The sequence below is a fragment of the Rhizobium sp. BK313 genome, from assembly GCF_014193655.1.
Taxonomy (GTDB): Bacteria; Pseudomonadota; Alphaproteobacteria; order Rhizobiales; family Rhizobiaceae; genus Rhizobium.
The window spans coordinates 252,431-267,267 of the sequence record NZ_JACHZQ010000006.1; the positions used below are offsets into that span (position 1 = coordinate 252,431).

Below are 14,837 nucleotides of genomic sequence, written 5' to 3' on the forward strand. Positions count from 1 at the left end.
GTCAATCGATAAAATGTGGTGCAGTGCAGCGATTGGCGACCAAAATTGATGCAATGTGATATTTTTCAAATTGAATTGATACTTTTTGGCTTTTTCTGGAGCGCTTCTTGCGTTATGAAAATCAAAACAGGACATGGAGAGCACTAGTGAGGCAGCCAAGAATCGCGATCACCTCTGGGGATCCAGCTGGAATCGGACCGGAAATCATGGCGAAAGCGGCGGATTTTTTGTGGCCCCGGATCGAGGCAGGCGAATTGTCGCTTGCCTTGGTGGGGTCGCGGGCCGCGCATCGGCGCAGCCTTGCCTCGCTCGGTCTTGCGGATCGGGTAGAATCGATCGAACCGGATGCGGCGACAGATCGCATACGAGGTCTGACCTTCATCGACGTCGATCCTCGGTCCGGAAATGTGCCGATGGGGCGGTCCACGGCAGAAGGTGGCCAGATTGCCTACGATGCGATCGCAACTGCTGTGAAAATGGCGCTCGGTGGGGCGGCCGATGCGATCTGTACGGGGCCGATCAGCAAGGAGGCGCTCAATCTTGCCGGCTATCAATATAGCGGCCATACAGAATTGTTGGCGGACCTGACCGGCGCAAAGGACAGCGTCATGTTGCTGGCTCACGGCAACGTTCGGGTAAGCCATGTCACTACTCACGTTGCGCTGGAGGACGTCCCAAAGCGCGTTACGCCCGAACGGCTCGGCCGTGTCGTGACCCTCACGGATGAGGCCCTTCGCTCACTTGGCCTTGCACGCAGGCGCATCGCCGTCGCGGCGCTCAATCCCCATGCCGGAGAAGGGGGACTCTTCGGTCGGCAGGACATTGACGTGGTAGCGCCGGCGGTTCAGAAGCTGCGAGAAAGTGGTTTCGACGTGGAAGGACCGGTGCCGGGTGATACAGTATTCGTGAAGCTGCGCGCGGGCCAGTTCGATGCCGTCGTCGCCATGTACCATGATCAGGGTCACATCCCGGTGAAGCTGCTCGGGTTTTCTGTCGACGGGGCAACCGGACGCTGGGAGGCACTGAGCGGCGTCAATGTGACGCTTGGTTTGCCTATAATCCGCACCTCGGTTGATCATGGTACTGCCTTCGATATCGCCGGACAGGGCATTGCCAGCGAGACGAGCCTGATTGAGGCCATCGAATTGGCCGTAACGCTCACGGAAGCGCGAAGGGATGTATCTGTGTCGGGTTGAATTTTGGACCGGCTGCGCCGACCTCTCACAAGTCGCCTTTAGCCCTGCCTTGATGTGGAGGGCATAAAATTGCGATTTTGGTCGTCTCGACTTCGCTTCCCACCAGCCGATCGGACCTTGACGTCAACCCGCCCAGACGAAACTGGATTTAGACCGCCTATCTCGTCGCCGAGGTGGTGGCCAACCGAACCACTCCTCGAAAAGCGTTGCGATCTCGCCCCTCGTATTGAACTGCTCGATCCAGAGATTGATAACCCGGGACCAATCGACATCGCCTGCCGGAAAGACGGCGACGATCGCGGTCATTCAACTCGGTGACGTCAAGGCCGAGGACAGATCAGCTGTCGTGAAAGGTCGAAGAAAACAGTGCCGCCACACTTGCAGCCCGCGGCGGAGAACAACAGATGGTCTGAATAGGACGATTTATCGCGGCACTGCCACCGGCAGTTGGCCGCTGTCGCAGATGCCCAAACCCGGCTTATGAATTTAGGGGTGGATGAACGTCTCAATATCGTTCAAAGAGTGACCAAAAGGGCTGGCGCTCAGCGCCAGCCCTGGTCATCAGTTGTGGCGTATCTCCGTTCCGAGTACTTTCAAGCACTCCCGGATGAAAGCAGCAAGTGCGGTCCAGCCCTTGGCAGAAACCATCGTACCGTCAACATAGGCTTCTGTTGGCGACAGGTCGATATAGGTCCCGCCCGCCAACGTGACTTCCGGCTCGCAGGCACCAAGGGCACCCACCTTTTTACCGCGCACCACACCTTCGACCGCGATGAGAATCTGCACGCCGTGGCAGATGGTGAAGATCGGTTTTTGCTTCTCGTGGAAATGCCGAACGATCGCCTGGATGCGCTTGTCGGTGCGGATATATTCCGGACCGCGACCGCCGGCGCAATAGACAGCGTCGTATTGTTCAAGCTGCGTTTCCGCTTCCGAGAACGTCTTGTTGATCGTAAAGAAATGGCCGAGTTTTTCGGTGTAGGTCTGATCGCCCTCGAAATCATGGAGCGAGGTCTTGATCAAATCTCCGGCTTTCTTGTCCGGGCAGATGACGTGAACCGTATGTCCGACAGCCTCCATAGCCTGCTGGTAAACGAAAATTTCATATTCCTCGGTGAACTCACCGGTCAACATCAGTATCTTCTTGCCTGGCATGGTCTACTCCTCTTGACTTCAGGCGATGGGGCGGCGATTGCCGCCCCGACTATGTGCTGTTCAGAATGGGGAATCCGGGAAGTAATATTCCTTGGCGTTCGCTTGGGTGATCAAAGGGGCGTCGAGCTTTACGGTTCCGCGCACGGGTGCCTGGCCGACGAGATTTGCGACTGTCATGTAGATGGCGGTCTTGATCATCGATGGCGGATAGGGCGTTTCAACCGGAGTCATCGCGTCACCGTCGATCACCTTCTTGACGATATCCTTCATGCCATTGCCGCCAAGTGCAAGCTTGATATCCTTACGTCCAGATTCTTTGACTGCTTCCAAAACGCCGAGCAACATATCATCGTCGTTGGCCCAAACAGCGTCGATGTGCGGATATTTCGCCAGATAGTCCTGCATCAGCTTGAACGCCTCGTCGCTGTTCCAGTGGGCGTATTGGATGTCCAGCACCTTGATGCCGGTATCCTTGATGGCATCCTGGAAGCCTTTGATGCGTTCATCATCGATCACGGTCGGAATACCACGCAGCACGACCACGTCGCCTTTGCCGCCAAGCTTATCGATCATGTATTTCGCGGTGTTCTTACCGACGGCGATATTGTCGCCGGCGACATAAAGACTTTGAATCGTCGGATCCGTCAGTCCGCGGTCGACCACAGTGACGAACGTGCCTTTATCCTTGATAGCCTTGACCGGTTCGGTCAGCTCCTCGGAAGAATAAGGCAGGATGACCAGCGCATCGATCTTGCTTGAAGCGGAAAGATCCTCGATGGCCGAGACCTGTTCACTTGCAGATGGCGACGTCTTAACAATCACGTTGACGTCCGGAAATGCTGCGTTGATCTCTTTGGCTGCGGTTTGCGCGTGGTAAACGACCCCTGCCGTCCAGCCGTGGTCAGCCGCAGGGATAGAGACCGCGATTACCTTTTTGTCTGCGGCCAGGGCATGCCCCGCCGTCAGCAGCGAGCCAAGAGCGGCCGCCACTATCCACTTCTTACCTAACATTCATTCCTCCCAAGAAAATGGACCGACTGAGAATTGGCACCCGCGTGGTCCGGACACGAGCTATTTCGAGAACCTCTGTATGAGCATCGCGATGATGATGATGACGCCTTGAACGCCGGAGACGAGATATTCGGAAACGAAATTGGAAAGCACCATCAGGTTGGCGATCAGCTCGAGAATAACCGCGCCAGCCATTGTCCCCCAGATGTGCCCCTTTCCTCCCCGCAGAGCCGTGCCGCCGATGACGACGGACGTAATGACTTGGAGTTCCCACAGAAGGCCTGTCGTTGGCGTGGCTGCGCCCAGGCGAGGAATGTAACAGATGGCGGCGATGGCGACGCAGACGCCCTGGATGACATAGGCGATGGTTCGGGTCCTGATGATGGAGATCCCCGAATATCGTGCGACGTCTTCGTTTGCCCCCACCGCGGCGCATCGGCGGCCATATTTCATCTTGTAAAGTATGAGGGAGGCCACCGCCGCTACAACGATTGATATCAGGATCGGAATTGGAATACCCACGACCGAGCCGAAATAGACCGGGCGATAAGCTTCGCGCAGTGACCGGTCGATCGGGATCGTGCCACCGTCCGTCATGTAGGTGATGAGGGCCCGAAAAATTCCCATCGTTCCAAGCGTAGCGATGAAGGGCTCTATCTTGCCGATCGTCACGATCAAGCCGTTCAGCAACCCACAGAGCAAGCCGGCAGCGATCGCGACGACCATTCCAGCCGGAATCGCCCAGGTACCAAAGCCTGGTGCCAGGGTGTTCATGAACATAATTGTAATGCCGGTGATGAAGGCGGCCATCGAACCAACCGAGAGGTCGAGCCCTCCCGAGGAGATTACGAAGGTCGCGCCGACGGCGATGATGGCGATGAACGCACTGCGGGTGATGACATTTCCAAGATTTGTCGTTGAAAGGAAATCTGGATTAACCATGAACCCGATCAGCAGGAGTGCCAGAAGGGCCAGGAACGGCCCTATGTCCGTCCAGCCGATATTCCATTCACGCCCCGGTTTAACCGGCGTCGAACCCGTAATGACAGTCATGGTCTTCCTCCCTGATCCGCAGTGGCTGTCGCGCCGCCCGCGGCCAAAAGCGCTATGTTGTGTTCGGTCATCGTGTCACCTGCCACCTCGCCGGTGATGCGTCCCTCTCGCATCACCAGGATTCGATCGCAGACACCGATCAGTTCCTGCATTTCCGAAGAAATGACGATGCAGGCCTTTCCTTCTCCAACCAATCGTTGAATGAAGGAGTAGATCTGCGCCTTATTGGCGATATCAATGCCGCGGGTCGGTTCGTCGATAACCACGACGGAAGGATTGGTAAGCAGCACTTTGGCCAGCAAGAGTTTTTGCTGATTGCCACCGGAAAGCTGGCCTGCATTAACCCCGAAGCTTTTCAAGCGGATGTCATACTCGTTGACGGCGTCGACGAGCGCGGTCTGCTCGCGCCGTCTATGCATGAGGAGTCCAGGATGGAATCGACCAAGGGCAGAAAGAGTGAGGTTGGGTGCAAGCCGCTCCTGCAGCAGGAGACCTTTGCCCTTCCTGTCCTCGGTGAGATAGCCGATGCCGGCATCCATCCCCGCTCGCGGGGATCGCACATCGAGCGTCCTTCCATTCAGCTCCACTGTGCCGGTTGCCGGGCGAAGACCCATTATTCCTTCGAACACTTCCGTCCGGCCGGCACCGATCATGCCGGCGAAACCAAGTATTTCTCCCTTATGCGCTTTGAAGGAAATGTCCTTGGCATAGCCAGGTACGGCAAGGTTCTGGACACTTAGAATAACTTCGCCAATCAACTCGCCACTCTTCTCCGGGTACAGAGCGGCGAGGTCCCGTCCGACCATCAGCCGTGCCATCTCCATCTGGCTTAGAGTGTGGCCCGGAAAAGTCCCGACCATCTTGCCGTCCCGCAGCACGGTCACCTTGTCAGCAAGCCGTTGCACTTCGTCGAGGCGATGGCTGATGTAGAGGACAGCGGCACCCTGGTCTTTCAGTTGAAGAATAATGCCGAGCAACCTTTCGACCTCTTCCCCCGTCAGAACGGCCGTCGGCTCGTCGAAGATGACAAGCTTGTAGTCGTCAAGAAGGGCTCGTGCGATCTGCACGAGTTGGCGATCGGCAAGAGAAATGTCACGCACCAAAGCGTTGGGCGAGACGAGGCATCCCAGTTCTGAAAGTTTTTCGGCAGCAAGACGACGCATTGTTCGGTCGTCTGCCAGTCCACGGCGCATAAGCTCGCGACCAAGGAACAGATTTTCTGCGACGGTAAGCCCGTCGGCAAGCAGGATCTCCTGATGTACAAGCACAATTCCGGCTTTCTGCGCCTGCTCCGGCTTTAAGAAGGTGACCTCTTCGCCGGCCAGCGAGACCGTTCCGGCCGTGGGCTCGGCATAGCCGGACAAAAGACGCATAAAGGTCGATTTTCCCGCGCCGTTTTCCCCGATGATTGCGTGAATCTCGCCCGGTAAGATATCGAGGGTAACCTCGGACAATACCGTGACCGGGCCGTATTGCTTCGACAGGCCTTCAGCGCGAAGAACGGGGCGACTGACGAGATCATCGCTCTGCGACACGTCGCTGCTCCTTTCCCGATCGATACTCACGACATTGGCCATGTCTCGTCCTCAATCAAACGCCAGTACAAGCCGGTCCCGCGAATGCTCGATATGCTCACGCATCGCCTTATCAGCGGCGCAGGCATCCCCCGCGGCGAACGCGGCAAGAAGGGCTTCATGCTCGTCGAGAGCCTCCTCGGTCACGCGCGAGTGGAACATCAAACGAAAGATATGAAAGTGTGTGTGCTGATGGTTGAGCGTTTCTCGAATAAGCTTGTTTCCGGCAAACTCCATGATCCTGTCGTGAAAGACGGCATCCTGGCGGGCAAACGTCGAGTAGCGGATGCGTTCGTCGGTTCCCTCTCGACGGCCCATGACCCCAGCGGCTTCTCGAAGTGCTGCTAGCCTCGTCTCATCCATCGCGATCGCGGCTCTGGCCGCACTATCCGGTTCGAGCAAGAGACGAAGCTCGTAGAGTTCATCGAACCGGCGGCGGGTGATTTGCGGGGCCGCGCTATATCCAATTAAGTGGGTCTTGACCACCAACCCCTCGCCTTCGAGCCGACCAAGCGCCTCTCGGATGGGGGTCTGCGAGACGCTCAATTGCCTGACCAGATTATCCACGGGGATACGTGAACCGGGCGCGATCTTCAGCGACATGAGCTGGCCAAAAATCGCGTCGTAGACGCTTGCCGCGAGACTACTGCTTCGCTGGATCAGGGCACTGGTCGCCACGTCTTCCGATGACATGCGTCGATTCGAGTTGTGCATATTTTTGCCTCTTGACATGCACAAGGGCTAACACGATGCTGCGAGCAATTCAATCCCATATCCTATAGGATTTTATATTGGGTAACGATGTGAGAGTTCGACCAGCGGCGGACGTCCAAACAGCGACCGCGCTATCAAAGGGTTGCAGGGCTCAAAAGCCTCATGCTCGTTTGCTGACGACACCACTCCTCAGGTCCAACATCGGAAGCGTGTAGATGGGCAAGATCCACGACCATTCGGCCAGGAAGATATCGCTTCGGCTGCCGTGGGCTCTCACCGCCGATGGCCAGCCGACGGCGGGTGCGTCGCGTGCAACAAATGGACGGATAGCGCTCTTCAGCGATGCGACAGGGTATGGTCTTGGCATTGGGATAGAAGCAGGCACGCTCCAAACCGAGGCAGTTGCCAGGAAGGGCGGCGTGGCGTTTGCCATCCATGCGCCACCAAAGCCGCTAAGCCGCCTTTTATCTGATACGGTCCGCCCTTCTCGGCCCTTAGATCGCGATCCTCGATTGCAGCAAGGGTCGACGTTGCCTGTCCAAGGCGCGCCAAGGCCGTCGCCGATGAATATGCCATCGCGGCTCGGAGTTCAGACAAACACACTGCTTTCTCAGATCTCGAGTCACCGCTTGTAAAAGGACATCGACAATGAGCCATTTTGCCGCCATTCGGCTGCCGCACGAAATCCTGTTTGGAAAAGGGCAGCGTCACGCGCTGCCGAAGGTCGCTTTGAGGCACGGGACACGGGCCCTGATCTGCACCGATCAGCGTTTTGCCGGGACGGCAATATTTGCGGAAATATTGGCCGCGCTGGAAGACGCGTCGATCGCCGTCTTTGTCCACGACGGCGTCCTGCCGGATGTCCCGCGAAACTCGGTTTCCGTTTGTGTCGAGGGAGCACGCGGGTTTAAGCCGGACATGGTGATCGGGATCGGCGGCGGGAGCTGCCTGGACATGGCAAAGTGTGCCGCCCTTATTCTCAGCCATGGCGGCCAGCTGCAGGACTATTATGGGGAGTTCAAAGTTCCTGGTCCGACACTCCCTGTTATTGCCATGCCGACGACAGCTGGTACCGGTTCGGAGGTTACGCCCGTTGCGGTGGTGTCCGACCCCGACCGCACGCTCAAAGTGGGTATTTCCAGCCCCTACCTTATTGCCGCTGCGGCCATTTGCGATCCCGAATTGACCATGTCGTGCCCTGTGGGTTTGACAGCCGTCGCGGGCGCCGACGCGCTGACCCATGCCATCGAGGCTTTCACGGCGGCTCGACGCGGCACCGACGCATCCTTGGCTCAAAACCACGTGTTTATCGGCAAGAGCGCGCTGACTGATCATTTCGCCCTGCTCGCCATAAAATTGCTCGGGCGCAGTCTGGAGAAAGCTTGCAAGGACGGAGCGGACCAAGACGCGCGCGCCGATGTGATGATGGGTGCGCTTGCTGCCGGCTGTGCTTTCGGCACGGCAGGGACCGCGGCCGCACACGCCATTCAATATCCGGTCGGCGCACTTACCCACACCGCGCATGGTCTCGGCGTTGCGACCTTGATGCCTTACGTTATGAGCTACAACCGCTCGGCCTCGACGGAAGAACTGGCGGAAGTCGGCGCAGCCCTTGGCATCGTGCAGGCTGGCCTTGACGTGAAGGAAATGGCCGGGGCCGCTATCGAGGAGGTCCGACGGCTTTTCGCCGCAATCGGCATTACGCCGACGCTCAAGGCTCTCGGGCTTCCTGCAGACAAGCTCGACTGGACGGCCGAACAGGCGTTCGGCATCGATCGTTTGATCAAGAACAACCCCCGCCCTTTCGATCTCGAAGCCATGAAGCGCCTCGTGCAAGCGGCCTATGACGGCGACCTCGCCGCCAGCGCAATCTAAGAAAAGGAGTATCCCGATGACCATTGCCCAACCGATCCTCCCGCATGATCGTCGACTGCCCGATATTCAGGCTACCGCGCGCGGGCTTTACATCGATGGCCAGTGGCTGCCGTCGCAGTCGGGGCAAATGATCGAGGTCGTTGATCCGTCGACAGAAGCTGTGCTCAAGCAAAGTGGCCTCGGCCGCGAGGGCGGCCAGCATCACGGCATTGCCGAATTCATGGTAGCCAAATATATCGCAACGAGTTTTTGACGCGGGAAGAACGATTTGGAAAAGGATCCCTTCCGCATCCGCGGCCACGTCGCTGATTTCGATGCGATCGTCGATGACATTGTGGCGCGCAGCGCGGTGGCGCGCGACACGCTTCCTATGGTTCCTGACATTGCTTACGGCGACGATCCGACCGAAAGGCTGGATTTGTTTTTTCCGCAGAGGCGGCAGACCCGCATGCCGGTGCATATGTTCATCCATGGCGGCTATTGGCGGATGTTCTCCAAGCGGGACTACTCCTATATCGCCAATACAATAACGAGGACCGGAGCAATCGCCGTCATCGTCGATTACGCATTGATGCCCAATGCCAGAATGGCGCTTCTCATCAATCAAGTGCGGCAAGCCAGGCAATGGGTCTTCGAGCACATTGCAGAATATGGCGGCGACCCAACGCGCATGACAGTGAGCGGTCATTCCGCCGGCGCGCATCTGGCAAGTTTCGTGTTTCTGAGAGATACCAACCCGTCAGGGCTTGCCGCAGCTCTGTTGCTCAGTGGGCTTTACGAGCTTGAACCGCTTCGCTCCTCTTTCCTGCAACAAGAAATTCAACTCACTGACGAGGAGGTCGCCCGGTTCAGCCCTCTTTCCCACCAATTTGATCTGCGCACCAAAGTCTCGGTGTTGGCAGGCACCGACGAGACGCATCCGTTCTTGGATCAGGCCGACCGTTTTACCCGGCATCTCCGTTCACAGGGCCTCACCGTGGACCGCTCCGACGTGACGGACAGCAATCATATGACCACTGTCAGAGATCTCGGAATTCCCGACACACAGGCGGCAAACGCGCTGTTTCAAATTATTCGCAACGCCTAGCTCGCCCGAGAAACGACAGTCAGCCCGACACATGCAACAGCCCGTGCTGTCGTTGCATGTGTCGAAACCGGGGTGCCGCATCCGGCGGGCTATTCAACGACCCTATCCATGCGGCCGACGAGGAATACGTAGCAGAGGGCGGCGATGATCGCCAGGATCGAGCATAGCGCCAACGCAGGTGCAAAGCTGCCCCCCTGTACGAGATACCCAATTGCGATCGGAATAACGATGCTGGAAAGGCCCCCGAACAGGTTGAATACGCCGCCCGTCAATCCGATCAGCCGTTCCGGCGCCAGTGCGGAGACGTACGACCAGGTGATTGATGCCATTCCCGTGCCAAAAAACGCAACTGCCAGAAACAGAATGATGAGCGGTGGGCTATCGACTAATTGGGCGCCGACGATGAGGACCGACAGGGCAATACCCGTCAGAACGGGGATCTTCCGAGAGGCGCTCAAGCTAAAGCCCCTACGCAAGAGTGCGTCAGAAAGAAACCCGGAAACCAGGACGCCTGCAAATCCGGCGAGAAACGGCACCGAAGCGTAAAAGCCTGCCTTGATGAAATCCAGATGCCGATATTGGACCAAATAAGTGGGAAACCACGTCAGGAAGAAATTCGCCGAGGCCAAATAGCTGAATTGCCCGATGTAGAGCCCCCAAAGCTTCTTTTTACTCAAAACGATTTTAAGATCGGTCCAGGAGAAGGTCTTTCTATTCGCCTGCTCCCTCACGAGACGGGAGCTCAACTCTGGAACACCGCCTCCGGCTTTGATGAGGTCGAGTTCAGCGTCGTTCGTTCCCCGGAACTGTTGCGGGTCCCGATAGACAGTCGCCCAAAGCACAGCTGCAATGAGCCCAAGGATACCGGTCAGGATGAAGACTGAACGCCAGCCATAGCCCGCCTCGATCCAGACGAGTACCGGTGTCAGGAAACCAAGACCAACGTATTGTGCGGAGATGTAGATGCCGATTGTGCTGGCTCGTTCACGCTCCGGGAACCACGTGGTTACGATGCGGTTGTTGACGATATAACTCGGAGCCTCAAAGACGCCGACGGCCAATCGCAGAATGAACAAACTGACGATGCCGGCGACGAAACCAAGGCTGAGTGTGGCAATCGACCAAACCAGGATTGTCAGCGGGTAAACGACCCTTGGGTGCACGCGGTCGGCAAGCCACCCTCCCGGAATTTGCATCGCCGTGTATGTCCAGCCAAAAGCTGAGAACAGCCAACCCATCGTCACCGGATCGATTTTCAGCTCACCGGAAAGAGACGGTGCCGTAATCGACAGATTCGTCCGATCCAGGTAGTTGATGACTCCCGTTAAGAACAGAAGCGCAGTTATGATATAGCGGGTTCGGCTCGGGGCCGTCAGCGTTGCCGATATCGACATATATCCTCCTCCCAAATTTTTTTTGCAATCACCAGTTGGTAAAGCTTCCATCGCGGCGCCGCAGATGCGGCGGTTCAAAGAATTGGAATTCCAGTTTTTTCAAAGCATCTTCATTGACTTCAATGCCCAGTCCTGGGCGATCGGGTACCCTGTAGCTGCTGCCCTCCAGCGTGACCTGTTCGGGGAAGAGTTCGGCCGAATCGAATCCAAGCTGTTCGACCGGCGAGGCGCGGCATTCGAGCCAGGCAAAATTTGAAACAGCTGCAGCGAGATGAACGGTCGCGGCCGTGCAGATTGGGCCGAGAGGATTGTGCGGCATGAGATCGACGTAATGGGCTTCGCTCCATCCCGCGACCTTCATCGCTTCGGTGAAGCCGCCGACGTTGCAGATATCCAGGCGATTGAACTGATGGATATCGCGCTCGATGTAAGGCAGGAATTGCCATTTGGATGAAAACTCTTCGCCAATGGCGAACGGCACATCTGTCATCCTGCGTAACGCTTCGTACGCCTCCGGCGTCTCATCGCGAATAGGCTCTTCGATGAAGTCCAACGTCCCGCTTGGCATTTTCTGACAAAACGATGCGGCCTCCGCGACACTCAGCCGATGGTGATAATCGATCCCCAACACGGCCGCCGGTCCCAGTTCCTCTCTCGCCTTGACCATCCACGGTGCTGTGCGCGCAATTGACTCGCGTGGCTCGAAAATGTCGGTGGAATGCTGTCCCCATGGCACAAACCGGATACAGGTCCAGCCGGCACTCATGAGAGTTTTTGCCTGCTCGACCATTTCCGGACCAGGATCGGCGGGGGCCGTAGCAAAAGCTGGGACGAGGTCGCGCTGCTTCCCCCCTAGCAGGTCAAAGACCGGGACGCCCTGCGCCTTGGCGCGAATATCATGGAAGGCGATATCCAGCGCACCGATTGCCGCTGACAGAACACGTCCGCCTTCGAAATATTGGCTGCGATACATTTCCTGCCAAAGCGCGCCCGCTCGTCTGGCGTCGCGCCCCAAAAGAAACTCGCTGTAGTGTCTGATCGCGCCGACAACCGCATGCTCGCGGCCGGTTAACCCAGACTCACCCCAGCCATAGATCCCACTTTCAGTCGTTACCTTAACCAGAAGTTGGTTCCGGTGACCGACCCTGGGAGTAAAGCATTCAATTTTCGCAATTTTCATAGACGTCTACTTTTAAAGCTGTTGGAGATTGGAGGCTTCCAGGCGATCAGCGCCTTCGGCTCCTCGGATCACGAAGGCCATGGCGATATAGCGGGCCTCCTCCGCGCGACCGCCGGCGATGGCATTGGCGAGCGCCAGGTGCAGCGTCGGGTTTGGATCATAAGAGAGCCCATTTTCCAAAAGGGTAAGGTCAGCATGAAAAAGGGTGCGTAGCATCTCTTCGAGCGGGCGACGGAGACCTTGGATCAAACTGTTATGCGTTGCGTCAAGGATTGCCAGATGAAAGGCGATATCTGTCTCGATCGCCTCGGGAGACGGTGCTTCCTTCATCGAATTGGCGAGCGTCGATATTGCCGCTCTTTCGGCACTCGTCGCATTTGACGCCGCCATTGATGCGGCGCCCGGCTCAATCAACTCACGAAGCTGCGCGACCTCACGCCGAAATCGTGCGTGTGAAGAGCGATCGTGCAAGCGCCATCTGATGACGTCGACATCAAGACTGTTCCAGTCCGATCTGTCCGCGACCCGCGATCCGTAACGACGGGCAGTTCTAACAAGCCCTTTTCCCGCCAGCACCTTGACTGCTTCGCGAAGCGCATTTCGCCCGACGCCAAACTTGGCCGCCAAGTCGGCCTCCATGGGAAGCTGGGCACCAGGCTGCCATTCGCCTTGCACAATCGAGCGGCCCATGGCCTGAACTGTGTCTGATATCAGCCCTCTCGGCAGCATGCTTATCTCCTCTTGGGATGGGCTTAAATCCCATCTAGAAGAATGTCAATGCAGGGTTGACAAGATCGTGCCTCCGCTGATCGCGACCTTATCTTTCGTTCTGATCCCAACACAGAAGCCATCGAAGTGCTTCAACGATATGCCGGTCTGTTGGAATCCTTTCGTCGACGCCTGCCCTCCATTCCATATCGAATGAGGGCACGGATCGAAGAACACCGGGCCATTCTTGCCGCATTCGAGGCGCGTGACCCCGCGTCGGCGGCGAAAGCAGCGGCACGACACGTTCGCGCTGACGGCGACGAATTTCTGGAGGCTATGCGGCAGACCAAAGGAGATTGGCACGATCTGTGAGTTTTTGGCCAAGCCTCGGGAGAGCTGCAGTAAGCACTCGACGAGGCGCATGGAGGCGATCCCTGAAGATCGTGGGACGGCTGGATATGAGTCAATGAAAGGTTTAGAGCCCCAAACATATAGTCAATGGCAATTTTCCATGCTCGGGCCTATTCGCAGACGAATGGGGCCTTGTCGATTTTTGCGGGGGAATGATTAATGACGGTCGAATCTAGGCCACACAATCAATCGAGGCACGACGTTGTGGAACCTCTGCAGCTACCAGTGTCCTTGATCACTAGGATTTGAGACCCGATAAGACTTGGCCGGCAGCACGCAGCCCACTTTCCCAAGCGCCATGCGCAGTCGAGAAGTCGGATTGATGGGTCGCCTCTCCGGCGAAAAACAGCCGGTCGCCGATCGGTTGCGCCAGGATGGTGCGGGCACCGGCATGGCCGGGCAGCGCGTGGCTGTAGGAGCCACGAACCCAATCAGTGTGGCACCAGGACGAGGCCGCAAGCGGCCGCAGATGCCGGCGAATATTGTTTCCGATGAGCGACGACAGCTGGTCGAGCGCGAAGGAGAAGGCGTCGAGCAGGCCGGCCTGTTCGATGACGACGGCGCCCTTTCCGCCGAAGAAGCCTTCAACCACCGGGCGGCCGAGCGGCCTAATGTAATAGCTGCCGGTCTCGTCATTCCGGGGGTCGCCGAGCAGATGGGTTTCCGGCTCGAGGCCATGATTGCCGTGCAGCTCCATGAACAGCTTGTCCGCGAGGCCGAGCGGCAGCTGGCCTGCGGCATGCAGGTGATCGTCGGCCTGCGGATCGAAGGCGATGGTGCCGCGGGCGAGGACATTGGTCGAGACAGTGACGATCGCCGCACTAGCCGTGAGCGGGCCGCGATCAGTCTCCAGCCGAACACCCTCTCTGATCAGGGCGACCCGGCGAACCGGCGTCGACAGGCGGAGGGTCACGTCAGGAACGGCAGCCCCAATCAGGCTCCCGTAACCTTCGTGCACCCGCCAGTTGGCATCGGTCGCGGCATTGTCATAGGCAAGGAAATCGGCGACCGACAGTCGCTCCAGCGGCGCGCCGTTCAGATAGCCGCTGAGCGACTGGCAATAGGCATTCCATTTGCCATCGGGCTCCAGCGCGTCCGACGCCCTGTCGCTTTCGGGCGGATTGGTCCGCAAGCGGTTTTCAAGCGCGTCCCAAGCCGCGGCTGCAGCCGCTCGCTCATCCGGCGAGAAGCCGAGATTGCGCCATTGGTTCTGCCAGGCCGTCGCCCCGCGCTCGATCGTGAACCGCGCCTCGCGGCCGATGGCGACAAGGGGATTACGCTCGGCCGAATGCAGCCACCCGCAACCCATATCGAGCGGCATGCCGGAGAGTTCGATCGTCCAGGCGCGGCCGCCGACGCGGTTGCTGGCTTCGAGAATGACGACCGAGCGTCCGGCATCGGTGAGCTTTCGTGCCGCAGCAATGCCCGCCGCACCGGCGCCGATAACAGCCACATCGTAGTCCATCTTCACCGCTTTGC

Annotated in this window: 14 protein-coding genes; 5 read left to right on the plus strand and 9 right to left on the minus strand. The window is 57.9% G+C overall.

The genetic code is table 11. From position 1 onward, the window contains the following. Positions 1–146 precede the first annotated feature (146 nt). Positions 147–1,196, plus strand: a complete 1,050-nt coding sequence (gene pdxA / locus FHT86_RS27515) for a 4-hydroxythreonine-4-phosphate dehydrogenase PdxA (RefSeq protein WP_133710031.1) — start codon at positions 147–149, stop codon at positions 1,194–1,196. 561 nt (positions 1,197–1,757) lie between these two features. Here pdxA and FHT86_RS27520 read toward each other — a convergent pair. The 5 genes from FHT86_RS27520 to FHT86_RS27540 are packed head-to-tail and all read right to left on the minus strand — an operon-like array spanning position 1,758 to position 6,682. Then, positions 1,758–2,351: a DJ-1/PfpI family protein gene (locus tag FHT86_RS27520; protein ID WP_133710030.1), complete on the minus strand. Its 594-nt coding sequence runs from the start codon at positions 2,349–2,351 to the stop codon at positions 1,758–1,760. A 60-nt stretch (positions 2,352–2,411) separates the two neighbouring features. Further along, positions 2,412–3,362: a substrate-binding domain-containing protein gene (locus FHT86_RS27525; protein WP_133710029.1), complete on the minus strand. Its 951-nt coding sequence runs from the start codon at positions 3,360–3,362 to the stop codon at positions 2,412–2,414. A 60-nt stretch (positions 3,363–3,422) separates the two neighbouring features. Next, positions 3,423–4,415 (minus strand): ABC transporter permease, encoded by a 993-nt coding sequence (locus FHT86_RS27530; RefSeq protein WP_133710028.1) that lies wholly within the window; start codon positions 4,413–4,415, stop codon positions 3,423–3,425. Next, positions 4,412–5,992 carry a sugar ABC transporter ATP-binding protein gene (locus tag FHT86_RS27535; protein ID WP_133710027.1) on the minus strand — a complete coding sequence of 527 codons (1,581 nt, stop codon included), beginning with the start codon at positions 5,990–5,992 and terminating at the stop codon, positions 4,412–4,414. The genes FHT86_RS27530 and FHT86_RS27535 overlap by 4 nt, the downstream gene beginning before the upstream one ends. Before the next feature lie 9 nt (positions 5,993–6,001). Continuing rightward, complete coding sequence (locus FHT86_RS27540) at positions 6,002–6,682, minus strand: GntR family transcriptional regulator (protein WP_246779690.1); 681 nt, start codon at positions 6,680–6,682, stop codon at positions 6,002–6,004. A gap of 669 nt (positions 6,683–7,351) precedes the next feature. On the opposite strand from FHT86_RS27540, the gene FHT86_RS27545 reads away from it, so the two are divergent. The 3 genes from FHT86_RS27545 (at position 7,352) to FHT86_RS27555 (ending at position 9,665) form a co-directional block, all read left to right on the plus strand. Continuing rightward, complete coding sequence (locus tag FHT86_RS27545; RefSeq protein WP_133710025.1) at positions 7,352–8,578, plus strand: iron-containing alcohol dehydrogenase; 1,227 nt, start codon at positions 7,352–7,354, stop codon at positions 8,576–8,578. 16 nt (positions 8,579–8,594) lie between these two features. Further along, complete coding sequence (locus tag FHT86_RS27550) at positions 8,595–8,831, plus strand: hypothetical protein (protein ID WP_133710024.1); 237 nt, start codon at positions 8,595–8,597, stop codon at positions 8,829–8,831. Positions 8,832–8,927: 96 nt separating this feature from the next. After that, on the plus strand, positions 8,928–9,665 hold the full coding sequence (locus FHT86_RS27555) for an alpha/beta hydrolase (protein WP_312862542.1): 738 nt from the start codon (positions 8,928–8,930) through the stop codon (positions 9,663–9,665). Between the two features lie 89 nt (positions 9,666–9,754). Here the strand turns inward: FHT86_RS27555 and FHT86_RS27560 are convergent, their stop codons facing one another. The 3 genes from FHT86_RS27560 to FHT86_RS27570 are packed head-to-tail and all read right to left on the minus strand — an operon-like array spanning position 9,755 to position 12,968. After that, positions 9,755–11,137, minus strand: a complete 1,383-nt coding sequence (locus FHT86_RS27560; protein WP_208116680.1) for an MFS transporter — start codon at positions 11,135–11,137, stop codon at positions 9,755–9,757. Then, complete coding sequence (locus tag FHT86_RS27565) at positions 11,088–12,239, minus strand: mandelate racemase/muconate lactonizing enzyme family protein (protein WP_133710022.1); 1,152 nt, start codon at positions 12,237–12,239, stop codon at positions 11,088–11,090. Before FHT86_RS27565 ends, FHT86_RS27560 begins: the two co-directional genes overlap by 50 nt. 12 nt (positions 12,240–12,251) lie before the next feature. After that, positions 12,252–12,968 (minus strand): FadR/GntR family transcriptional regulator, encoded by a 717-nt coding sequence (locus FHT86_RS27570; RefSeq protein WP_133710021.1) that lies wholly within the window; start codon positions 12,966–12,968, stop codon positions 12,252–12,254. Positions 12,969–13,094: 126 nt separating this feature from the next. Between FHT86_RS27570 and FHT86_RS38945 the strand changes: the two genes are divergently transcribed. Then, the gene (locus FHT86_RS38945; RefSeq protein ID WP_166656932.1) at positions 13,095–13,319 is read left to right on the plus strand and encodes an FCD domain-containing protein; all 225 of its coding nucleotides are present in this window, start codon (positions 13,095–13,097) and stop codon (positions 13,317–13,319) included. A 277-nt stretch (positions 13,320–13,596) separates the two neighbouring features. Here FHT86_RS38945 and FHT86_RS27580 read toward each other — a convergent pair whose 3' ends face one another. Continuing rightward, positions 13,597–14,823 (minus strand): NAD(P)/FAD-dependent oxidoreductase, encoded by a 1,227-nt coding sequence (locus FHT86_RS27580; protein WP_133710234.1) that lies wholly within the window; start codon positions 14,821–14,823, stop codon positions 13,597–13,599. Positions 14,824–14,837 lie beyond the last annotated feature (14 nt).